Source organism: Bacillus sp. B-jedd (assembly GCF_000821085.1).
In the GTDB taxonomy this organism is placed as follows: Bacteria; Bacillota; Bacilli; order Bacillales; family Cytobacillaceae; genus Bacillus_D.
In genome coordinates this window covers 4,360,070-4,382,500 of the sequence record NZ_CCXR01000001.1, presented here as the reverse complement: position 1 = coordinate 4,382,500, position 22,431 = coordinate 4,360,070, and the positions used below count along the sequence as shown (strand labels likewise).

Below are 22,431 nucleotides of genomic sequence, written 5' to 3'. Positions count from 1 at the left end.
ACTAAAGGGCGGAAACCCTCTAACACTTAGCACTCATCGTTTACGGCGTGGACTACCAGGGTATCTAATCCTGTTCGCTCCCCACGCTTTCGCGCCTCAGCGTCAGTTACAGACCAGAGAGTCGCCTTCGCCACTGGTGTTCCTCCACATCTCTACGCATTTCACCGCTACACGTGGAATTCCACTCTCCTCTTCTGCACTCAAGCCCCCCAGTTTCCAATGACCCTCCACGGTTGAGCCGTGGGCTTTCACATCAGACTTAAGAGGCCGCCTGCGCGCGCTTTACGCCCAATAATTCCGGACAACGCTTGCCACCTACGTATTACCGCGGCTGCTGGCACGTAGTTAGCCGTGGCTTTCTGGTCAGGTACCGTCAAGGTACCGGCAGTTACTCCGGTACTTGTTCTTCCCTGACAACAGAGCTTTACGACCCGAAGGCCTTCTTCGCTCACGCGGCGTTGCTCCGTCAGACTTTCGTCCATTGCGGAAGATTCCCTACTGCTGCCTCCCGTAGGAGTCTGGGCCGTGTCTCAGTCCCAGTGTGGCCGATCACCCTCTCAGGTCGGCTACGCATCGTCGCCTTGGTGGGCCATTACCCCACCAACTAGCTAATGCGCCGCGGGCCCATCTGTAAGTGACAGCCGAAACCGTCTTTCAGCTCATCGACATGTGTCAATGAGGGTTATCCGGTATTAGCCCCGGTTTCCCGGAGTTATCCCAGTCTTACAGGCAGGTTGCCCACGTGTTACTCACCCGTCCGCCGCTGAGGTTTCGAAAGCAAGCTTTCAAAACCTCCGCTCGACTTGCATGTATTAGGCACGCCGCCAGCGTTCGTCCTGAGCCAGGATCAAACTCTCCAAGAAAGAGTATGAGTTTAGCTCATAAAGTTACGTTGGCTCATGATCCGAAGATCATGATAAATATTGTTTGTTGACGCTTGTTTGTTTAGTTTTCAAAGAACAATATCGCTCAATGGCGACTTTATTAATATACCATGTCAGCAAGTTTCCGTCAACACTTTTTTTAAAGTTTTCAACGTGTTGATGTTATCATTTAGCCGACCTTTGTGATTATAACAACTTCCTTGCTTGCTGGCAATCCCCAGAAGTGAAAATTAACAAGGAAAAACAATCCAAATTATTAAGTGATATTTTTTAGGAGTCAGTCCCCTTCGTTCCAATCAACTTCATAGAAAATCAACACTCACCCTTAACTGAGCCAAATAATAAAAGGGGAGCCGCATTACGGCTCCCCAGCAAGACTGCATTATTTGCACAGTAAACTATTGATCTTACTCTTCTTCCCCATCCGAATCAGGTTCCGAAGCTTCCGAAATTTCCACCGGTTCTTCCAATTCCACTACTTCTTTCACTTCAATCGGTTCATCGGTATGGTCGGCTTCAATTACCATGCCCGCCAGTTCGTCCTCATCAAGTTCCGATTTTTCATCTTCCCTTTCTACTTTGGCAACTGTCGCGACACTTTCGTTATCTTTTACATTGATCAGCTTAACGCCAATCGTATTCCGCCCTACTTTTGAAATACTGTCAACAGGGATCCGGATGAGAACGCCGCCTGTTGTAATCAGCATCAAATCCTCTTCCCCGGTAACGGTCTTCATTGAAACCAAATGGCCGTTCTTTTCTTCAACGACATTGGCTGTTTTTATACCTTTACCGCCACGGCCTTGGATTCGGTATTCCGATGCGTCAGTTCGCTTACCATACCCTTTGCTGGTTACAACAAGGACTTCTGTTCCTTCTTCGAGGACTTCCATCCCGATAACTTCATCATCGGCATCCAGCGTGATTCCTTTAACTCCGGTTGCCGTTCTGCCCATTGTCCTGACATCATCTTCAGGGAAACGAATCTGCATGCCTTTTTTCGTCGCAATGACGATTTCCTTGCTGCCGTCCGTCAATCGGACAGAAATAAGTTCGTCACCCTCACGCAGATTGAGCGCGATCAATCCATTGTTCCGAATATGGGCAAAAGATGTAAGCGGGGAACGTTTCGAAACGCCTTCCCTTGTTGTAAAGAAAAGGAACCAGTCATCAACAAATTCATCTACCGGGATGATCGCATTAATCCATTCATCCTTTTCGATTCCCAATAGATTAATAATTGGGATTCCTTTTGCCGTACGGCTGAATTCAGGGATTTCATAACCCTTTGAACGATATACCTTTCCTTTGTTAGTAAAGAAGAGGATCGTATCATGGGTCGAGGTTGTAATAAGATGTTCAACGAAATCATCGTCATTAGTTCCCATGCCCTGGATGCCGCGTCCGCCGCGTCTTTGAGCGCGGTAGGTTGAAACTGGCAGGCGTTTAATATAGCCATTATGGGTAAGGGTAAGGACAACTGTTTCACGTGGAATTAAATCTTCATCCTCGATGTTCTCAATTCCGCCGGCAACGATTTCTGTGCGTCTTGTATCGTTGAAGCGCTCTTTAATTTCCAGTAATTCTTCACGGATGATTTCAAGGATTTTCTCTTCATCAGCGAGGATGGCTTTTAATTCAGCAATCAATGCCATCAGGCCTTGATATTCTTCCTCGATCTTTTCCCGTTCCAATCCTGTCAGACGCTGAAGCCTCATATCAAGGATTGCCTGCGCCTGTTTTTCGGACAGACTGAAAGTGGTCATAAGTCCTTCTTTGGCAATGTCAGTAGTCCTTGAATTCCTGATCAGGTTAATGACCGCGTCAAGATTATCAAGCGCGATGCGCAAACCTTCTAGAATATGGGCCCTTGCTTCTGCCTTGCGCAATTCAAATTCAGTCCTGCGGCGAATGACGACCTGCTGGTGGCTTAAATAATACTGCAGGCACTGTTTAATGTTCAGAACCTTAGGCTGTCCATCAACAAGGGCAAGCGTATTAATTCCGAAAGAGGTCTGCAGGGCAGTCTGCTTGTATAGGTTATTCAACAGAACGTTGGCATTGGCGTCTTTTCTGACTTCAATGTAAATCCGCATCCCGTTCCGGTCGGATTCGTCACGGAGGTCGGTAATCCCGTCGATCCGCTTATCCCTGACAAGCTCGGCGATTTTTTCAATCAGCTTCGCCTTGTTTACCTGGTACGGAAGCTCGTTAACAATAATAACTTCCTTGCCGTTTTTCAATTGTTCGATTTCAACTTTTGCCCGGATCGTAATGGATCCGCGGCCCGTTTCATAGGCCTTGCGAATACCGCTCCGCCCGATGATGATTCCACCTGTCGGGAAGTCAGGCCCTGGTATGATTTCCATCAGTTCCTGAACGGTAATGTCTGGATCCTGGCTGATTGCTAGTACCCCATCAATAACCTCACCTAGCTGGTGGGGAGGAATATTCGTCGCCATCCCGACCGCAATACCAGTTGTTCCATTGACAAGCAGGTTGGGAAACCGTGCTGGCAGTACAACAGGCTCTTTTTCTTCACCGTCATAGTTATCCTGGTAATCAATTGTGTCTTTATTGATATCACGGAGCAGCTCCATCGAGATTTTCGACATTCTTGATTCGGTATATCGCATTGCGGCCGCCGCATCGCCATCAACAGACCCGAAGTTTCCGTGTCCGTCAACAAGCATGTAACGGTAGTTAAAGTCCTGGGCCATCCTGACCATTGTCTCGTAAACAGCAGAGTCTCCGTGCGGATGGTATTTACCAATAACATCGCCGACAATACGGGCGGATTTTTTATATGGTTTGTCCGAATGCATCCCAAGGTCATGCATGGCATAAAGGATGCGGCGGTGTACTGGCTTCAGGCCATCCCGGACATCAGGCAGGGCACGTGAAACGATTACACTCATTGCATAGTCCAGGAAGGATGATTTCATTTCCTGGCTAATATTTATTTCCCTTATTCGGGAGTTTTCAAAATCAGCCATCAAATTACCTCCATTAGGAATTGCCCGCCGCTTATTATTTCCGGCGTTTACCCCTAAATTAATTGCAAAAGCAGGATAGATGCCTATCTATCCTGGCTTCCGCTTTGTGGAACTATATGACCGCGATCAGCACGGTTTAAATATCAAGATTTTTTACATAAAGGGCATTTTCTTCAATGAAATTACGGCGCGGCTCTACCTTATCACCCATCAGGATTTCAAAAGTTTCATCAGCCTCAATCGCATCACTGAGGTTTACCTGGAGAAGCGACCTTGTTTCCGGATTCATCGTTGTTTCCCACAGCTGACCCGGGTTCATTTCCCCAAGACCTTTATAACGCTGGATGTTCGGCCTTGGTGTAGCCGGGAGCGCGGCCATCGTTTCTTCCATTTGCTTGTCGTTATAGGCATACTCGATCCTTTTGCCCTGTTGGATTTTATACAATGGCGGCTGGGCGATATAGATATAGCCCGATTCAATGATTTGCCGCATATAACGATAAAAGAACGTCAATAATAAGGTTCTGATATGGGCTCCATCAACATCGGCGTCTGTCATGATGACGATTTTATGATAACGTGCTTTGCTGATGTCGAAATCCTCGCCAATCCCTGTGCCAACAGCGGTAATAATCGCTCTGACCTCGTTATTGGACAGAATTTTATCAAGGCGTGACTTCTCAACATTAAGGATTTTTCCGCGCAGAGGTAGGATTGCCTGGAACATACGGTCACGGCCTTGCTTTGCCGATCCTCCTGCGGAGTCACCCTCAACGATGAAGATTTCACTTTCGGAAGGGTCTTTGGATGTACAATCCGCCAGCTTACCCGGCAGGCTCGAAACCTCAAGGGCGCTCTTCCGGCGCGTCAATTCACGCGCTTTCTTGGCAGCAAGCCTTGCCCTTGCAGCCATCAAGCCTTTTTCTACAACTTTTCTCGCCACAATAGGGTTTTCAAGCATGAATTTCTCGAATTGATCTGCAAAAATAGAATCAGTGACAGCCCGAACTTCAGAGTTGCCAAGCTTTGTCTTTGTCTGCCCTTCAAATTGCGGATCAGGATGCTTGATGGATACAATCGCCGTCAGCCCTTCCCGGACATCCTCACCGGAAAGGTTCGCGTCCGCATCCTTAAAGATGCCATTTTTGCGCGCATAATCGTTAATCACCCTCGTTAATGCGGTCTTGAATCCAAATTCATGCGTACCGCCTTCATAGGTGTGGATATTATTTGCAAAAGAATAAAGATTGCTTGTATAGCCGTCGTTATATTGCATGGCCACTTCAACGTTGATTCCGTCGCGCTCGCCCTCCATATAGATCGGCTCTTCATGGATGACTTCCTTTGTGCGGTTCAAGTGTTCAACGTAAGACTTGATTCCGCCTTCATAATGATATTCGTTAATTTTTTCTTCCTCTTCCCGCTTATCCTCAATCGAAATATTGATGCCGCGGTTTAGGAAAGCCAATTCGCGAAGCCTGTTCGCCAGTACGTCATACTCATACTCAAGCGTTTCTGTGAAAATCTCCGGATCCGGTTTAAAATGGATCGTTGTACCGGTACGATCCGTTTCCCCGATCACCTTCAAATCTGCGACTGGAACGCCCCGTTCGTATTTTTGGTAATAAATTTTCCCATCCACATGGACAAATACCTCAAGAAACGTCGACAAAGCATTTACAACTGAAGCTCCAACGCCATGCAAGCCTCCCGATACCTTGTAGCCTCCGCCACCGAACTTCCCGCCGGCATGAAGGACCGTCAGGATGACTTCAACCGCTGGCCTGCCCATCTTTTCCTGGATTCCCACAGGGATTCCCCGGCCGTTGTCCATGACGGTAATGCTGTTATCCTCTTCAATAATGACCTTGATTTTATCGCAATAACCAGCGAGCGCTTCATCTATACTATTATCGACAATCTCCCATACAAGATGGTGCAGCCCCTTGCCGCTGGTCGAGCCGATATACATCCCCGGCCTTTTCCTGACAGCCTCCAGACCTTCGAGAACCTGGATTTGACTGGCATCATAAGATTGTTCCTTCATCATTTCCTGTTCCATTGCCAAACCGTTCACCTGCTCTTTCGTTGCATTTGCCTTGCTCATCTATATCAAGTCCATTTATAAAACCTGTATGCCCGACTGGGCTGAACGTTTTTTTAAAGTAGTTGAGGAAAGGGGGGATAAGTAAACATTTTTTTCCGTTATGACAACGGATTTAAAGGGACCTTTGGAAAGGTTGATAGCATCGGCCGTTTCCTGGACGCCTGATGCGGCGCTATCCTTATCAATGATGGCGATGATTTCTCTTACCCGTACCATATGGTCTTCCCCAATATGAATGTACATGCCTTTTCCTCAATTCTCGTGTATAATCTCTCCCGAACTGACAATGTACGTTGATGCTTCCTTGATTGTTTGATGGTCAATCCCGTCCACACTTGTCGTGGTCACAAACGTTTGGACCTTTCCAAGGATCGTATTCAGGAGATGGGACTGCCGATAATCATCAAGCTCGGACAGGACATCGTCCAGCAGGAGGATGGGGTATTCACCTATTTCCGAATGAATCAGGTCGATTTCGGCCAATTTGACGGATAACGCTGTTGTCCGCTGCTGGCCTTGTGAGCCGAAAGTATGGACATCCCGTCCATTCACCAGGAAAAATACATCGTCCCGATGTGGCCCGAAAAGGGTGGTGCCCCGTTCGATTTCCCTTTCCTTCACCTTGGAAAATTTTTCTTCGAATATCCCTATCATTTTCGACAAATCCTGGCCTTCTAATACATTCACCGAAGGGGAGTAGCGTATTTCCAAAGTTTCTATTCCACGTGAGATGCCTTTATGGAGAGGCTGGGCCCATTTTTCAAGAATTCCGAGGAATTCAAATCGTTTTGCCGTTATTTTTACCGCGGCCTGGATAAATTGCTCTGTAAGAATATCCAGCATCGTTAAATCCTTCGTTTTCTTGATTTGAAGCATTTTCAAATAATGGTTCCGCTGTTGGAGTATTTTTAAGTACTGGCTGACACCATGTAAATAGACAGGCGAAACCTGCCCAATCTCCATATCAATGAACCGGCGGCGGACCTGTGGGCTTCCTTTGACCAGGTTCAGATCTTCGGGTGCGAACATCACAACGTTCATGTTCCCCACATATTGGCTCAACCTTTGCTGTTCAATATGGTTGCACCACGCCTTTTTGCCTTTTTTCGAGATAACGAGCTGCATCGGAATCGCGCCATGTTTCCGATGGATCCGTCCTTCTATTTTAGCATAATCCGCATCCCAGCGAATAAGATCTTTATCATTCGAAGTCCGATGCGACTTTGCCATGGCAAGGACATAAATGGATTCCATGAGATTGGTCTTACCCTGGGCATTTTGGCCAAGAATGACATTCACCTTGTTTTCAAAAGAAAGTTCAAGGCTTTCGTAATTCCGGTAATTTTTTAGAGCAAGCTGTTCAATATACATAACGACATCCTTTTAAGCTTGTTCAACGGTGAACTCACCAAAACCCGGAATGGACACTTGGTCCCCAGCTCTAAGTTTACGGCCTCTTCTTTGGTCCTGCTCCCCATTGACAAACACTTCATGCTCCTCAAGAAACCATTTGGCCATCCCGCCTGTCTGAATGACATCAGCAAGCTTCAGGAATTGGCCCAGGGTGATATAGCCGGTATCGATTTTAACCTCTTTAGGCATCTGGTCCACTCATTTCTCATTAAAGTATCTAATACTTTATTTTACTAAAAAATCAGCCAAGATACAAAGAATAGTAAGAAACAACAAGATTCCGCCCTATTTAAAGGCTTTTTTTGCAAAATTCGCCCTCTTTCGTCCTGAGGCGATAAGAAAAAGCTTTTACACCGCACCTCAGATTAGAAAAGAAAGCTGCCAGTATCTCCGGCAGCCTCCTTCATTCCAAAAAATAAAATTAATAGGTCCTTACCGGCAAAATCAACTGGAGTGTGGATTCATCATGAAGCGGGCGAATGACAAACGGCCTCATGGCTCCGGTAAAGCTTACTTTTATATCTGTCCCTTCAAGAGCTTTCAATGCATCCATCATATATTTTGCGCTAAAGGAAATTTTCAGTTCCTCACCCTCAACGGATTGGCTTTGAATCTCTTCAACTACTTTACCGATTTCCGGTGTATTGGAGGAAACTTCTACAACTCCATCCGCCAATGTTGAGAATTTCACGACATTATTTCTTCCTTCTTTTGCGAGAAGGGAAGCACGGTCAATCGCGTGCAGGAAATCCTTTGTAAATACCACAACATCTGTTTTGCTTTCTTGTGGGATTAGCCTTGAAGTGTCAGGATAGTTTCCTTCAAGCAACCTTGAAAAGAACAACAGGTTTTTTGCTTTAAACAGCACCTGGTTATCCGTAATGACGATATCAATCGGCTCATTTGTATCAGCTATAATTTTGCTCAGTTCATTCAGGCTTTTTCCAGGAATGACTACATTGTAGGATTCATTGTTTTCTGTTTCGACACGCGCCTTCCTCATTGCCAATCGATGCGAATCTGTTGCAATACAGATCAATTCGTTATTTTCAGCTTTCCAGTTTACACCTGTCAAGATAGGGCGGGTTTCCGAGACGGAAACTGCAAAAACGGTCTGCCTGATCATTGCTTTCAAGAGATCGGCAGGGATTCGGAATTTATTTTTTTCCTCAATTTGTGGAAGGTGAGGGTATTCCTCTGCTTCAATTCCATTCAGGTTGAATTCGGATTTTCCTGATCGGATGACTGTCTGAAGATGATTATGGACTTCTATTTCGACTGTGTCAGTAGGAAGCTTCCTGACGATTTCACTAAAGAACTTCGCCTGGAGAACAATTGCTCCCGTTTGCTTGATTTCTACAATTTCATCGCCATTTTCTTCTTTCGGGATGAACGATTCAATGGAAATATCAGAGTCGCTCCCCGTCAAAGTAACACCTTCTGCTCCTGCAACAATCTTTATCCCCGTCAGAATAGGAATGGTTGTCCTGGAAGGCACAGCTTTCATCACATCATTTACGCTTTGGACCAGATGGTCACGCTGAATACTGAATTTCATCAAACTTCCTCCGATTCATGCATAATTTTTTTCTTAAATAATATAATAATAAGTTCTTTAAAAAAACCGTAGAAGTACTAGTAGGCCCTGTTGATTTGTGGATAACTCCATTTTCAAAAGGAAAGACAGTCTATCCACATGTGGACAGACTGTGTGCAACTTGATCTTAGTTATTCACAATTTAACTAAACTTTCAACAGGTCATTCAATTCCTTCACTTGCTTCTGGAGCTGGGAATCCGTAGTCAGTAGCCTAGAAATCTTTTCATGGGCATGGATGACAGTCGTGTGGTCACGGCCGCCAAACTCCTCGCCAATTTTCGGCAGGGAAAAGTCAGTCAGCTCCCTGGAAAGATACATAGCGACCTGTCTCGGGAAAGCAACCGATTTTGTTCTCTTTTTTGCCTTAAAATCTTCCAGCTTTACATTGAACTGCTGGCCAACCGCTTTTTGGATATCAAGGATAGTCACAATTTTCGGCTTTGAGCTTGGAATGATATCTTTAAGAGCTTCCGCTGCAAGATCCGCGTTGATATCCTTATTAATCAACGATGAATAAGCAACGACACGGATAAGCGCGCCCTCAAGTTCACGGATGTTCGAATCAATTTGATTTGCAATATAAAGCATCACTTCATTTGGAATGTCCAGGCCTTCCGCTTTCGCTTTTTTCCGGAGGATGGCAATCCTTGTCTCGAGATCAGGAGGCGTGATATCGGTAATAAGCCCCCATTCGAACCTGGAACGAAGCCGGTCTTCAAGGGTCGGAATTTCCTTTGGAGGACGGTCACTTGAAATGATGATTTGTTTGCTTTCCTCATGGAGTGTATTGAAAGTATGGAAAAATTCCTCTTGCGTCGATTCTTTTCCTGCCAAAAATTGAATATCATCGATTAACAAAACATCGACTTTCCTATATTTGTTCCGGAATTCAATCGCTTTGTTATCACGGATCGAATTGATGAATTCATTAGTAAATTTTTCAGATGAAAGATAAACCACTTTTGCCGAAGGATTATGTTCAAGGACGTAATGGCCGATCGCATGCATCAAGTGGGTTTTACCCAATCCAACGCCTCCATAGATAAATAGCGGGTTATAAGCTTTAGCAGGCGCTTCCGCAACAGCAAGCGAAGCGGCATGGGCAAACCGGTTCCCCGATCCAATGACGAATGTGTCAAAAGTATACTTCGGATTCAGCATTGTTTGCGGAATATCGTTCGACTCTTCTTCTTTTCTAAGTTTCTTCTTCGGCTGTGGAAGCTCTGGCTCATCATCACTCTTTACTTGAGGAATGATGAACTTGACTTCTAGTGCTTCGCCGGTGATGTCATAAAGGATTCCCGCTATTAATTGCGAATACCGCTCTTCCAGCCAGTCCCGCGCAAATTCATTCGGAGCAGTCACAACAAGAGTGTTGCCCTGCAGCGAATGCGCCTTTGTCGACTTTAGCCATGTATCGAAACTTGGCTTGCTGATTTTCGTTTCAATCGTAGCTAATGCCGCATTCCAAAGGTCTGCAATGTTTTCCAACGATTTTCCCCTCCCTTTTCTTATCTCTTAACCCCTGATTTTGCCGATAAAAATGATACTAGTTGAATAGTTTACAGACGGTTATACAGCTTGTATAACCCTGATGAATTTTTATTCAAGATGATGGATTTGTGGAAAAACATAATATAAGGAAAGAATAAGAGGTTTCGACAATATCCACTGCTTGTGGACAATCTTTTACATAGCCATTGGATAACCTGTCCACAAGTTATCCACAGTCTGTGGATATTTAGTTTATCCACATAGAATTATTAGAAGTGAAAACACAACTATAATACCAAATAAAAGTAAGTGGCGCAATGGTTTTTCAGAATTATCCACAAGAACCACATCCAAAGCTGTTTAAATTATCCACAATACTGGGGTTTGTGAAAATCTTGTCTATAACTGCGGGACAAAATGAAAAATCTGTCGGAAATTATCCACAAGGCGTTTTCAGGGGATAAAATAGTTGTTTTTTTCTAGATAGCATCAACCGATTACAGAAATTTATTTTTGCAAAAATGCTGCCCAGGAAGAAAGAGGATCCCGGAAGGATAGTTTATTTTCTGCTGGAAGAAGAATGAAATAACGAAACAGGAGTTGACATTTTAGCAGGTGCTTCCCTATAATAATTAAGACTGTCTCTACTAAGCGAAAAAATAAATGCATTCAGACTGTCTATATAAGCAATTCTTCAGGGAGGTGTCATCTAGTGAAAAGGACTTATCAACCAAAGAAAAGAAAGCATAGCAAAGTTCACGGTTTCCGTAGCCGTATGAGCTCAGCAACCGGACGCAGGGTACTTGCCCGCCGCCGTCAAAAGGGAAGAAAAGTATTATCAGCTTAGGCCACTGACCGTCTCAGTGGTCTTTTTTCTATCATCAGCTCTTTGAAAGTACCAAAATTTCCTCGCTATCCAAGCGAATAACCGTCGACATGAACGGATAGGATGACAGAGGAAAGACATGCACAGGAAGCCGCGCAGAATGAAGGTGAAGTCGTGAAAAAAGAACACAGGATCAAGAAAAATGAAGAGTTCCAGGCTGTCTTTAAAAGAGGCCAATCGACCGCGAACCGGCAATTCATCGTGTATGTGTTAAAAAAAGAGGAACAACAGCTATTCCGGATTGGATTATCTGTCAGCAAAAAAATCGGAAATGCCGTTATGCGCAACCAGATTAAAAGATATATTAGGCAATCCGTTTTTGAAATGAAGGAAGGGCTGGCCAGTGGCAGGGATTATGTAATTATCGCCAGAAAGCCTGTCGCTGATATGGATTTTTTCGAGGTAAAAAAGAGCCTTGCGCATGTGCTTAAACTTGCTAAAGTCCTAAAAAGGGACTTTCCTGTTCATAAAGAGGAAAAAAACTAGCACTTTTTCCATAACATGAGAAGATTTTGAAAGCACTTCCTCTGAAAAAATGATAGAATGATTCAGATAGCATTCCCAAAACACTTGGTTAGGGGAATCACCTTAAAATTTGACACCCATCCGTTTAAGGAGGAAATTTCGGTTGAGTAAACGAATAGTAAAGTATATCGGATTATTTTTATTTGTTTTTCTATTAGCGGGCTGTACCGACATAAAAAAGCCCATCACAGCAGAAAGCACTGGTTTTTGGAATGAGTATATTGTTTACCCGCTTTCCTGGCTGATTACCGAGGGAGCGCATCTTTTATGGGGCAGCTTCGGTCTTTCTATCATTTTTGTTACGATCATTATCCGCCTGGCCATGCTGCCGCTGATGATCAAGCAGACAAAAAGCTCTAAAGCGATGCAGGCGCTGCAGCCGGAAATGCAGAAACTTCGTGAAAAATATAGCTCAAAAGACCAGAAAACCCAGCAAAAGCTTCAGCAGGAAACAATGGCTTTGTTCCAGAAACACGGTGTCAATCCTTTGGCAGGATGCTTCCCGCTTCTTGTTCAAATGCCGATTCTGATTGGTTTCTACCATGCCATTTCCAGAACAAGAGCAATTGCTGACCATGAATTCCTTTGGTTCGACCTTGGGGACAAGGACCCTTATTATATTTTACCTATTGTGGCGGGGATAACGACATTCATCCAGCAAAAGATGATGATGGCGGGATCAGAGGCCAACCCGCAAATGCAAATGATGCTTTACATGATGCCGATTATGATTCTTGTGTTTGCCATCAATTTCCCGGCAGCCCTTTCACTTTACTGGGTAGTGGGGAACTTGTTTATGATTGTCCAAACATATTTCATTAAAGGGCCGGACCTGAAAAAAGCATCAGCTGCCGGCGGCGCGGGGGGAGCTAAAAAGTGAAACAGATAACTGCCAGCGGACAAACCGTTGAAGAAGCAGTAAAATCAGCACTCGCTCAACTAAACACAACCAAAGACCGCACAGAAGTAGAGATTGTTGATCAAGGGAAAAAGGGGATTTTCGGCTTGTTCGGTTCTAAGCCAGCAGTGGTGAAAGTAACCTTGAAGCCGGATCCGCTTGAAGAAGCAAAGAAGTTCCTGACACAGGTAAGCGAACAAATGGGAGCTTCAATTGAGATTGAAACTTCAAGAGAAGGCAAGCACGTCACCTTTGTATTATCAGGTGAAAAGATTGCTTTGCTGATTGGAAAAAGAGGACAAACCCTCAATTCATTGCAATATTTAACCCAATTAGTCATCAATCGTTCCTCGGAACAATATTTAACCGTTATCCTCGACGCGGAAGATTACCGTGCACGCAGGAATGAGACGCTGATCCAGCTGGCGCAGCGGCTCGCGCAGAAGGCCCTAAAGACAGGCAGGCCAGTCACACTCGAGCCGATGCCTTCATATGAACGAAAAGTCATCCATACAGCCCTTGCGGAAAACAGCAGGGTGAAGACTTATTCAGATGGAACTGAACCGCACCGGCATATCGTCATTACGCCAGCAAGGTAATAACAATAAAACGGAACATCCCGCAATCCATATGAGGAGGCGGGATGTTTTTTTGCGCTTAAAAAGATCGGCACTGAAAGGCCTAATGTAAAGTTCCGATTGCTTTATTGTTATTCACATGTGGATAAGTTAAAATAAAACATGTTCATTTTGTGGGTTGTGGATAGTTTTTTGCAATTGAATGATATGGTATTCTAGTGTTTTGGGGATTGTTGATAAGGCAAGACTAAATAGATGGATATTTTTTAAGGGAAAAGAGGTGGGAAAAGTGGAATTTGATACAATTGCGGCAATATCGACACCAATGGGTGAGGGAGCGATTGCGATTGTCCGGCTGAGTGGCGATGACGCGTTCCGGATTGCGGATGGTATTTTTAAAAGCCCGGGAGGCAAACGGCTTGCAGAGGCAGATTCCCATACCATTCATTACGGGCATCTTACAGACCCGAGGACAGGGGAAGTTGTCGAGGAAGTCATGGTGTCCGCCATGAGGGGACCAAAGACATTTACAAGAGAAGATGTCATAGAAATAAATTGTCATGGTGGGCTTGTTTCGGTCAACCGCGTCCTCCAGCTCGTCCTGAATAATGGAGCAAGGCTTGCCGAGCCTGGAGAATTTACGAAGCGAGCGTTTCTGAACGGGCGGATTGACTTGTCACAGGCTGAAGCGGTAATGGATTTAATCCGCGCAAAAACGGACAGGGCCATGAATGTTGCGTTAGGACAGATGGAAGGGCGGCTGTCGCGGCTGATCCGGAAGCTTCGTCAGGAAATTTTAGAAACATTAGCACATGTGGAAGTCAATATCGACTATCCCGAGTATGACGATGTCGAGGAAATGACGCATCATATGCTACTTGAGAAAACGGGTTATGTCCGAGATGAAATTAATAAGCTTTTGCAAACGTCCCAACAGGGTAAGATATTAAGGGAAGGACTGTCGACCGTTATTGTCGGAAGGCCGAATGTCGGAAAATCATCCCTGCTCAACAGCTTGGCCCAGGAGAATAAGGCTATTGTAACGGATATTCCCGGAACAACCAGGGATGTCATTGAGGAATACGTCAATGTTCGCGGTGTCCCTCTGCGTCTGCTTGATACGGCCGGGATCAGGGAAACAGAAGATATTGTTGAGAAAATAGGCGTAGAAAGATCCAGGCAGGTGTTGAAAGAAGCCGATCTTATCCTGCTCGTCCTGAATTTCTCTGACAGGCTGACTGATGAGGATCGGAATATCTTCAAGGCTGCAGAAGGAATGGACGCCATTATTATCGTTAATAAAACAGATCTTCCCGGTAAAATCGATCTGGAAGAGGTCCGGTCTCTAGCAGGGGAAAGAAGAATTGTAACGACATCCCTTCTTGAAGACAGAGGAATTGACGAACTCGAAGAAGCAATTGCTGAACTGTTTTTTGGTGGCACGATTGAAGCTGGTGATATGACCTATGTATCAAACAGCCGGCATATTGCCCTGCTCAGCCAGGCGCAGCATTCGATTGAGGAAGCAATCAATGGTGTCGAGATGGGCGTGCCGATTGATATTGTCCAAATCGATTTGACAAGATCATGGGAGCTTCTGGGTGAAGTGATCGGGGAAAGCGTCCATGAAAGCTTGATTGACCAACTCTTTTCACAATTTTGCCTGGGGAAATGATTCCTTTATAATAGACTCTGTTATCCTTGATTGTTGATTTCCACTCCGTTCCAATCAACTTCATAGTAAATCAACACTCACCTTTAACTGAGCCTTATAATAAATAAAGCAGTATTTTTAAAAAAGGAGGCAGCGTGATGCAATACGAGGCCGGAAATTATGACGTGATTGTAATTGGCGCCGGACATGCAGGCAGTGAGGCCGGATTGGCAGCTGCCCGGATTGGCGCAAAGACACTAATGATTACGATAAATCTCGATATGGTCGCTTTTATGCCGTGCAATCCTTCAATTGGTGGGCCGGCAAAAGGGATCGTCGTTAGGGAAATTGATGCCCTAGGCGGCGAGATGGGAAGAAATATCGATAAAACATATATTCAAATGAGGATGCTCAATACAGGCAAAGGGCCTGCTGTCCGCGCTTTAAGGGCGCAGGCGGACAAGTTTGCCTATCAGCATGAAATGAAAAAGACGCTCGAAAGCGAAAAAAACCTGACACTTATCCAAGGGATGGTTGAAAAGCTCATTGTCGAGGATGGCGTATGTACTGGAGCCATAACGCAAACCGGAGCGGTTTACCGGGCAAAAACAGTCATCATCACTACCGGAACCTTCCTCCGTGGTGAAATTATCCTCGGTGACTTGAAGTATTCCAGCGGGCCAAATAATCAGCAGCCTTCGATAAAATTGTCAGAGCACTTAGAAGAACTGGGCTTTGATCTCGTCCGCTTTAAAACAGGTACCCCTCCAAGGGTCCATGGCGGCACAATTGATTATTCACAGACGGAAATCCAGCCAGGAGACGAAACTCCAAGGGCTTTTTCATATGAAACAACGAAATACATTACAGACCAGCTGCCATGCTGGCTGACCTATACGAATGAGCATACGCACCAAATCATTGACGAAAACCTGCATCGGTCTCCGATGTTCTCCGGTATGATCAAAGGTTCCGGGCCGCGTTATTGCCCTTCGATTGAGGACAAGGTCGTACGGTTCAATGATAAGCCGCGCCATCAGATTTTTCTTGAACCAGAAGGACGGAATACCGATGAAGTGTACGTTCAGGGACTTTCGACAAGCCTTCCGGAAGATGTGCAGCATCGCCTGCTAAAATCAATCCCGGCTCTGAAAGATGCGCGATTGATGAGGGCGGGATATGCGATTGAATATGACGCGATTGTCCCAACCCAGCTATGGCCGACTCTGGAGACGAAAAAAATTAAAAATCTTTATACCGCGGGCCAGATAAATGGCACCTCCGGCTACGAAGAGGCTGCCGGGCAAGGCTTAATGGCGGGCATAAATGCGGCATTGAAAGCACTAGGGAAAGATGAGCTCATTTTAAGCCGTTCGGAAGCGTATATCGGCGTCATGATCGATGACCTGGTCACGAAAGGAACGAGCGAGCCTTACCGGCTGCTGACTTCAAGGGCAGAGTATCGTTTGCTATTGCGCCATGATAATGCAGACCTCAGGCTGACTGAGGTTGGCCATAAGATCGGCCTTATTCCGGAAGAAAGATATGCCAAGTTCCAAAATAAGCAGGCTGCGATAGAGGCGGAAATCAAGAGGCTGAGAGAGACCATTATCAAGCCGACGCCTGAAGTTCAGGAACTAATCCGGACACTCGGTGGAAGCGAACTGAAAGATGGTATCAGGGCTGCTGATTTCCTGCGGCGGACCGAGATGAATTACAGCCATATTGAAGGCATCATTCCCCCGGAAATAACCTTTGATGATGAAGTGAAAGAGCAAGTTGAAATTCATATCAAGTATGAAGGATATATAGAAAAATCCCTTCAGCAGGTTGACCGCCTGAAAAAGATGGAAAATAAAAAGATCCCTGAAAATATTGATTACAATGCCATCCCGGGAATCGCGAATGAGGCGCGCCATAATCTCAAAGAGGTAAGGCCGCTGTCCATTGCCCAAGCATCAAGGATTTCAGGGGTGAACCCTGCCGATATTTCCATCCTCCTTGTTTATTTGGAGCATGGGCGGGTTGCAAGGGTAAAAGCAGAATAAGAGCGGAGTTGGAAGAATGATGAAAGCAGAACAATTTGCCGGACTGCTCGAGGAAAGAGGAATTTCCCTTTCCTCCGCCCAACTGGGCCAGTTCGAAACCTATTTTGAAACCCTGGTTGAATGGAATGAAAAGATGAACCTGACGGCCATTACTGACCGCGAGGAAGTATATTTAAAGCATTTCTTCGACTCGCTTTCAGCTGCTTTTTATTTTGATTTCTCCGGCTCTCCCTCCCTTTGTGATGTGGGCGCGGGAGCTGGGTTTCCAAGTATCCCGCTGAAAATAGCTTTTCCGGGCCTAAAAGTGACGATTGTCGATTCGCTGAATAAACGGATCACCTTCTTAAACCATCTGGCAAAAGCCCTAAAGCTGGATAATGTCCAATTCATACATGACCGGGCGGAAACCTTCGGAAGAAACCCTGCCCATAGGGAAAGCTATGACATTGTGACAGCAAGGGCGGTTGCAAGGCTGTCTGTCCTAAGTGAACTTTGCCTTCCATTAGCCAGGCAGGGTGGGAGTTTTGTCGCCATGAAGGCCGCCAATGCAAAAGAGGAACTCGCTGATGCCAAAAAGGCGATTACGTTACTAGGCGGAAAGACAAAGGATACTCACACATTCTCCCTTCCGATTGAAGAGAGTGAGCGGACGATTATCGTGATCCAAAAAGAAAAAACTACGCCTAAGAAATACCCTCGCAAGCCTGGAACCCCCAATAAAATACCGATAGAATAATCGATTTTAAGAAAGGCCAGTTTTGCTAAACAACTATCCATTTCAGCAGGAATTAACTTCGTGGCAGAGAATTAGTTAACAGGGAGTATATAAAAGGGGTGCTGGAAATGAAGAATTCTTTTTCACGCTTTTTCGGCCGTGGTGATAAAGAAGAACAAATCGAGAATGAGATAGAGATAGAAATAGAGACAGAAACAGCAAATGAAGAAATAAAAAAAATCGCTATCGAATTAATTATGCCTAACCGTTTTCAACCCAGAACGGTTTTTGATGACGAAAAAATAGAGGAATTGTCCCGTACCATCCATATGCATGGCATCATTCAGCCCATAGTGGTCAGGGAACTTGAAGATGGCCGTTACGAGATCATCGCAGGGGAACGCCGTTGGCGGGCGATGAAAAGGCTTGGCTGGGAAGAAGTCCCCGCGATAGTCAAAAACATGTCCGATACGGAAACAGCCTCTGTTGCCTTGATCGAGAACCTGCAGCGGGAGGAACTGTCGCCTATAGAAGAAGCAATGGCCTACGGAAAGCTTCTTACGCTTCATAACCTGACGCAGGAAGCATTGGCCCAGCGGCTTGGCAAAGGGCAATCGACAGTTGCCAACAAGCTAAGGCTATTGAAACTTCCCCAGGAAGTGCAGGATTCCCTGCTGAATAAGCAAATTTCCGAAAGGCATGCGCGCGCTCTTATTCCACTGAAGGATCCGGAAAAACAGGTCAATCTCCTTGAAGAAATCAAAGCGAAAAACCTGAATGTCAAACAGACGGAAGAAAGAGTCATGAAGCTGCTGGAACAGTTGGTTGAAAAGCCGAAGCCCCGCAGGAAAGCATTCAGCAAAGACATGCGGATTGCTGTGAACACTATCCGCCAGTCTCTTTCCATGGTATCTGACAGCGGGATCAAACTAGATTCCGAGGAAGAGGAATTTGAAGAATACTATCAATTTACGATTAAAATACCTAAAAAGAAATAAATGAATGCACTTTAAGAAAGCCGGATGATTTTTTCTCCGGCTTTTTAGTTGTTTTCAAAGTAACATAGCCACAAATTCAAGTAAACGGAAACATACGTTCCTAATATAGGTGGACTCAGCCGGAAATGGGCGATATAATGAAGTTGGCAGGCTGCTGGAAAGAATGCCAGACAGTTTTTGCGAAGCTGATTCAATATTTTAATAAAAAAAACTCCAACAGGGGTATTTCATGTTAAAATAGTATGCATGGCTCTTTCATACTCAATTTTTGGCATTCCATAGGAAAAGCCGTTATTTTTTGCAAAAAAGGTAGGTGACATCGTGGGCAAAATCATTGCAATCGCGAATCAAAAAGGAGGAGTCGGAAAAACGACGACCTCTGTCAATCTTGGCGCCTGCTTAGCATACATAGGAAAAAAAGTCTTAATGGTCGATATAGACCCGCAGGGGAATGCAACGAGCGGTATAGGTGTTGAAAAAGCCGATGTCGAGCACTGCATTTATGATGTGCTCGTTGATGACGTCGAAGCGAAAGAGGTCATCAGGCCTACATCGGTTGAAAATTTATCCGCCATTCCTGCCACCATTCAGCTTGCAGGGGCAGAAATCGAGCTCGTTCCGACAATTTCCCGGGAAGTAAGGCTGAAAAGGGCGCTGGAAGAGGTAAAGGATGATTTTGATTATATCATCATTGATTGCCCTCCCTCCCTCGGCCTATTGACCATAAATGCCTTGACTGCTTCCGACGCTGTCCTGATTCCTGTCCAATGCGAATATTATGCGTTGGAAGGATTAAGCCAACTGTTGAATACAGTAAGGCTGGTCCAGAAGCATTTGAACCAGCACCTGAAAATTGAAGGCGTCCTTCTCACGATGCTGGATGCAAGGACCAATCTTGGGATCCAGGTTATCGAAGAAGTGAAGAAATACTTCCAGGACAAAGTCTATAAGACAATTATTCCACGGAATGTACGGTTAAGCGAGGCTCCGAGCCATGGAGAACCGATAATTATTTATGATCCGAAATCACGCGGGGCTGAAGTTTATTTAGATCTTGCAAAGGAAGTGGTTTCTAATGGCTAAAGGTCTTGGGAAAGGCCTGGATGCATTCTTTTCCAATATGGAAGCTGGCAATGAGGAATCCGTCCAGGAAATAAAGATCAAGGAATTACGTCCGAATCCTTATCAACCCCGGAAGCATTTTGAGCCTGAAGCAATCGAAGAATTAAAGGAATCGATTATCGAACACGGAATTCTCCAGCCTCTTGTCGTCCGGAAAAGCATCAGGGGATATGAAATCGTTGTCGGGGAACGGAGATACCGAGCGGCTAAGGCTGCCGGATTTGAAACGGTTCCCGCTGTGGTTCGTGACCTGTCAGAACAGCAGATGATGGAACTTGCTGTCCTTGAAAATCTCCAAAGGGAAGATTTAAACCCGATTGAAGAAGGAGCAGCCTATCAGACGTTGATGGAAAAGCTGAACTTGACGCAGGAGGAAGTTGCCAAGAGATTGGGGAAAAGCAGACCGCATATCGCCAATCATATCAGGCTCCTCTCCCTTCCAAAGCAAATCCAGGACCTCATCTCAAAAGGGACAATTTCCATGGGGCATGGAAGGGCATTGCTCGGGCTAAGGCAAAAAGCAAAGCTGCCTCTCCTGGTGGATAAAATCGTTAAAGAACATCTGAATGTCCGCCAATTGGAAAAGCTGATTCAGCAGCTAAACGAAAATGTTTCACGTGAAACAAAAAAGCCGGATCAGAAAAAGGATGTATTCATTCAGGAACGCGAGCATCAGCTGAGGGAAAGATTTGGCACCACAGTCCATATCAAACAGAAAAAGAATAAGGGGAAAATAGAAATCGAGTTTTTTTCAAAAGAGGATTTGGAGAGGCTTCTCGATCTATTAGGACCCGAGGCCATCGATTAAGCCATCAATTGATGGTTTCTTTTTTTAATCATTTATCAACTTCAAGCAGCGAACTATTTTTATAACGTTATAACGAACAGGGGAAAAGATGATGTTTTTATGGGGTACACTTGTTAACGGTCTGCTGATCATAGTGGGAACGTTGCTTGGAAGGCTGTTGCACCGGATTCCTGAAGGGATGAAATCGACTGTTATGCACGGGATTGGCTTATCGGTCATGGTTCTGGGCTTACAGATGGGGTTGAAAAGCCAGAATTTCCTTATCGTTATTTTAAGCCTCGTCCTGGGCGGCGTTTTAGGGGAATTATGGGCCCTGGATGACAAACTGAACAAACTCGGTCTATGGCTTGAAAAGAAAATAGGCTCAAACGGGAAGGGGAGCATTTCCCAGGGATTTGTGACGGCCACTCTCATTTTTGTCATTGGGGCGATGGCCATTATTGGCGCTCTCGACAGCGGCATTCGCGGTGATCATGATGTCCTTTATACAAAAGCGATCATAGATGGCTTCACATCTATTATTCTCACAACTACTCTCGGAATCGGCGTCATTTTTTCAGCCATTCCTGTCATGCTATATCAAGGAACAATCGCTTTATTCGCCACACAAATAGATAGGGTCGTCCCGGGCGTGTTAATGGATCAGTTTATTGTCGAAATGACTGCGACAGGCGGTGTCATGATTTTTGCGATTGGCCTGAACCTGGCAGGACTCACAAAAATAAAGGTGGCCAATTTGCTTCCTGGTATACTGATTACGGCTGCAACGGTAGCGGCTATCTACTTTTATCATCAATTGACTTGATAAGAAAACAGGAAAAGAGACTTAATCTTCTCCTGTTTTTTAATTTGTTTGTTCATTTACTGCTTCGCGGTCCCTGTTCCAGCGGATTTCTGTCCAGCCAATCTTGCTGTATTGATGTTTCGAGGCAAGGTGGATGCCGTTCGCAATGGTTTTCGCCATTTTGAGGACAAGGCTTAATCTTGTGTTCTGAAGAACGAAAAACTCCATAAAACCACTAACATTGACGATCCCGGTAATATGCATATCCCCAACTTCAGGCAAATCCTTATTTACTCCGGCACCAGGTTTAACAGGGCCGTCGCAGATCTGAATAATCCCTACACTTTTAAAACGGCCCAGACAGGCATCAATAGCGATAATAAAAGGCTGGAAGTGCTTCTGCAAAATTTCATTCAGCTTTTCCTCAAGGTTGACCGCGTGGATTGGATCATCCAATGTTCCATATATATGGAATGACGGTGACCTCATTTCTTCCAAAAAGGTACCAACGAGAGGGCCTAAGGAATCCCCTGTTGACCGATCAGTTCCGATACAGACAACTACGATAGGCCGGCTTGCTGATAAGGGCAGATATGATACAATTTCCGATGCGAGTTTTGCTTCTGCCTTCGGATCCTCATGAGGGATTCGGTTGTTCTGCAATGTATTGAATATGCGTGATTTTCCATTCATAAAGCCCACTCCTTCACTGAAAGCTTACAGTGCATTCATGTGTGATTGCTCATGTAATTGATGTTTTTCTTATGGGGGATCCGGCATTTGCGGGAATAGTGCAGATTTGAAGAATAGTATCATTATACGAATATATTTCGTTATCTATACATACCTGTAATAGGTTTTTACTAAACAGGGTAGAAAGATGCATGAATGGCTGTTTAGCAGGAGGAAAGAACTAGAAAAC

General features: G+C 45.1%; 19 protein-coding genes and 1 rRNA gene (1 of these 20 running past the window's edge). 11 read left to right on the top strand and 9 right to left on the bottom strand.

Features of this window, described 5'->3' with window-relative positions; translation table 11 throughout:
- The 8 genes from BN1002_RS21295 to dnaA form a co-directional block, all read right to left on the bottom strand.
- Nucleotides 1-863: ribosomal RNA gene (locus BN1002_RS21295) — 16S ribosomal RNA — on the bottom strand; it reaches 689 nt to the left of the window's first position.
- Between the two features lie 428 nt (nucleotides 864-1,291).
- Entirely contained in the window at nucleotides 1,292-3,880 is a 2,589-nt protein-coding gene (gene gyrA / locus BN1002_RS21290; protein ID WP_048827558.1) for a DNA gyrase subunit A, read from the bottom strand.
- A gap of 136 nt (nucleotides 3,881-4,016) precedes the next feature.
- Nucleotides 4,017-5,930, bottom strand: coding sequence for a DNA topoisomerase (ATP-hydrolyzing) subunit B (gene gyrB / locus BN1002_RS21285; protein WP_442853422.1), 1,914 nt, complete (start codon nucleotides 5,928-5,930; stop codon nucleotides 4,017-4,019).
- Between the two features lie 72 nt (nucleotides 5,931-6,002).
- The gene (gene remB / locus BN1002_RS21280; RefSeq protein ID WP_048827556.1) at nucleotides 6,003-6,230 is read right to left on the bottom strand and encodes an extracellular matrix regulator RemB; all 228 of its coding nucleotides are present in this window, start codon (nucleotides 6,228-6,230) and stop codon (nucleotides 6,003-6,005) included.
- Nucleotides 6,231-6,239: 9 nt separating this feature from the next.
- Nucleotides 6,240-7,358, bottom strand: coding sequence for a DNA replication/repair protein RecF (gene recF, locus BN1002_RS21275; RefSeq protein ID WP_048827554.1), 1,119 nt, complete (start codon nucleotides 7,356-7,358; stop codon nucleotides 6,240-6,242).
- A gap of 12 nt (nucleotides 7,359-7,370) precedes the next feature.
- Nucleotides 7,371-7,589: a S4 domain-containing protein YaaA gene (gene yaaA / locus BN1002_RS21270; RefSeq protein WP_048827552.1), complete on the bottom strand. Its 219-nt coding sequence runs from the start codon at nucleotides 7,587-7,589 to the stop codon at nucleotides 7,371-7,373.
- A 232-nt stretch (nucleotides 7,590-7,821) separates the two neighbouring features.
- Nucleotides 7,822-8,958: a DNA polymerase III subunit beta gene (gene dnaN / locus BN1002_RS21265; protein WP_048827549.1), complete on the bottom strand. Its 1,137-nt coding sequence runs from the start codon at nucleotides 8,956-8,958 to the stop codon at nucleotides 7,822-7,824.
- A gap of 185 nt (nucleotides 8,959-9,143) precedes the next feature.
- Nucleotides 9,144-10,490: a chromosomal replication initiator protein DnaA gene (gene dnaA / locus BN1002_RS21260; RefSeq protein ID WP_048827547.1), complete on the bottom strand. Its 1,347-nt coding sequence runs from the start codon at nucleotides 10,488-10,490 to the stop codon at nucleotides 9,144-9,146.
- A 715-nt stretch (nucleotides 10,491-11,205) separates the two neighbouring features.
- On the opposite strand from dnaA, the gene rpmH reads away from it, so the two are divergent.
- The 11 genes from rpmH to BN1002_RS21210 all read left to right on the top strand — a co-directional run bounded on the left by rpmH (nucleotide 11,206) and on the right by BN1002_RS21210 (nucleotide 21,530).
- Nucleotides 11,206-11,340, top strand: a complete 135-nt coding sequence (gene rpmH / locus BN1002_RS23500) for a 50S ribosomal protein L34 (protein WP_059171611.1) — start codon at nucleotides 11,206-11,208, stop codon at nucleotides 11,338-11,340.
- 153 nt (nucleotides 11,341-11,493) lie between these two features.
- Entirely contained in the window at nucleotides 11,494-11,865 is a 372-nt protein-coding gene (rnpA, locus tag BN1002_RS21255; RefSeq protein WP_048828105.1) for a ribonuclease P protein component, read from the top strand.
- A 142-nt stretch (nucleotides 11,866-12,007) separates the two neighbouring features.
- On the top strand, nucleotides 12,008-12,784 hold the full coding sequence (gene spoIIIJ / locus BN1002_RS21250) for a YidC family membrane integrase SpoIIIJ (RefSeq protein WP_048827545.1): 777 nt from the start codon (nucleotides 12,008-12,010) through the stop codon (nucleotides 12,782-12,784).
- On the top strand, nucleotides 12,781-13,401 hold the full coding sequence (gene jag, locus BN1002_RS21245; RefSeq protein ID WP_048827543.1) for an RNA-binding cell elongation regulator Jag/EloR: 621 nt from the start codon (nucleotides 12,781-12,783) through the stop codon (nucleotides 13,399-13,401). The genes spoIIIJ and jag overlap by 4 nt, the downstream gene beginning before the upstream one ends.
- Nucleotides 13,402-13,669: 268 nt before the next feature.
- Nucleotides 13,670-15,055, top strand: coding sequence for a tRNA uridine-5-carboxymethylaminomethyl(34) synthesis GTPase MnmE (gene mnmE / locus BN1002_RS21240; RefSeq protein ID WP_048827541.1), 1,386 nt, complete (start codon nucleotides 13,670-13,672; stop codon nucleotides 15,053-15,055).
- Nucleotides 15,056-15,192: 137 nt separating this feature from the next.
- Complete coding sequence (mnmG, locus tag BN1002_RS21235; RefSeq protein WP_048827540.1) at nucleotides 15,193-17,082, top strand: tRNA uridine-5-carboxymethylaminomethyl(34) synthesis enzyme MnmG; 1,890 nt, start codon at nucleotides 15,193-15,195, stop codon at nucleotides 17,080-17,082.
- A 19-nt stretch (nucleotides 17,083-17,101) separates the two neighbouring features.
- Nucleotides 17,102-17,818, top strand: a complete 717-nt coding sequence (gene rsmG / locus BN1002_RS21230) for a 16S rRNA (guanine(527)-N(7))-methyltransferase RsmG (RefSeq protein WP_048828104.1) — start codon at nucleotides 17,102-17,104, stop codon at nucleotides 17,816-17,818.
- Between the two features lie 107 nt (nucleotides 17,819-17,925).
- Nucleotides 17,926-18,795, top strand: coding sequence for a nucleoid occlusion protein (gene noc, locus BN1002_RS21225; RefSeq protein ID WP_048827539.1), 870 nt, complete (start codon nucleotides 17,926-17,928; stop codon nucleotides 18,793-18,795).
- A 321-nt stretch (nucleotides 18,796-19,116) separates the two neighbouring features.
- Complete coding sequence (locus BN1002_RS21220) at nucleotides 19,117-19,878, top strand: ParA family protein (RefSeq protein WP_048827537.1); 762 nt, start codon at nucleotides 19,117-19,119, stop codon at nucleotides 19,876-19,878.
- Complete coding sequence (locus BN1002_RS21215; RefSeq protein WP_048827536.1) at nucleotides 19,871-20,725, top strand: ParB/RepB/Spo0J family partition protein; 855 nt, start codon at nucleotides 19,871-19,873, stop codon at nucleotides 20,723-20,725. The genes BN1002_RS21220 and BN1002_RS21215 overlap by 8 nt, the downstream gene beginning before the upstream one ends.
- Before the next feature lie 91 nt (nucleotides 20,726-20,816).
- Nucleotides 20,817-21,530 carry a DUF554 domain-containing protein gene (locus BN1002_RS21210; RefSeq protein WP_048827534.1) on the top strand — a complete coding sequence of 238 codons (714 nt, stop codon included), beginning with the start codon at nucleotides 20,817-20,819 and terminating at the stop codon, nucleotides 21,528-21,530.
- Between the two features lie 39 nt (nucleotides 21,531-21,569).
- Here BN1002_RS21210 and yyaC read toward each other — a convergent pair whose 3' ends face one another.
- Nucleotides 21,570-22,202, bottom strand: a complete 633-nt coding sequence (gene yyaC, locus BN1002_RS21205; protein WP_048827532.1) for a spore protease YyaC — start codon at nucleotides 22,200-22,202, stop codon at nucleotides 21,570-21,572.
- Nucleotides 22,203-22,431 lie beyond the last annotated feature (229 nt).

Excerpts from the sequence above, each read along its gene's own strand:
- gyrA (WP_048827558.1), bottom strand. The coding sequence starts at position 3,880 with ATGGCTGATTTTGAAAACTCCCGAATAAGGGAAATAAATATTAGCCAG.
- gyrB (WP_442853422.1), bottom strand. The coding sequence starts at position 5,930 with ATGATGAAGGAACAATCTTATGATGCCAGTCAAATCCAGGTTCTCGAA.
- remB (WP_048827556.1), bottom strand. The coding sequence starts at position 6,230 with ATGTACATTCATATTGGGGAAGACCATATGGTACGGGTAAGAGAAATC.
- recF (WP_048827554.1), bottom strand. The coding sequence starts at position 7,358 with ATGTATATTGAACAGCTTGCTCTAAAAAATTACCGGAATTACGAAAGC.
- yaaA (WP_048827552.1), bottom strand. The coding sequence starts at position 7,589 with ATGCCTAAAGAGGTTAAAATCGATACCGGCTATATCACCCTGGGCCAA.
- dnaN (WP_048827549.1), bottom strand. The coding sequence starts at position 8,958 with ATGAAATTCAGTATTCAGCGTGACCATCTGGTCCAAAGCGTAAATGAT.
- mnmG (WP_048827540.1), top strand. The coding sequence starts at position 15,193 with ATGCAATACGAGGCCGGAAATTATGACGTGATTGTAATTGGCGCCGGA.
- rsmG (WP_048828104.1), top strand. The coding sequence starts at position 17,102 with ATGAAAGCAGAACAATTTGCCGGACTGCTCGAGGAAAGAGGAATTTCC.
- noc (WP_048827539.1), top strand. The coding sequence starts at position 17,926 with ATGAAGAATTCTTTTTCACGCTTTTTCGGCCGTGGTGATAAAGAAGAA.
- BN1002_RS21215 (WP_048827536.1), top strand. The coding sequence starts at position 19,871 with ATGGCTAAAGGTCTTGGGAAAGGCCTGGATGCATTCTTTTCCAATATG.
- BN1002_RS21210 (WP_048827534.1), top strand. The coding sequence starts at position 20,817 with ATGTTTTTATGGGGTACACTTGTTAACGGTCTGCTGATCATAGTGGGA.
- yyaC (WP_048827532.1), bottom strand. The coding sequence starts at position 22,202 with ATGAATGGAAAATCACGCATATTCAATACATTGCAGAACAACCGAATC.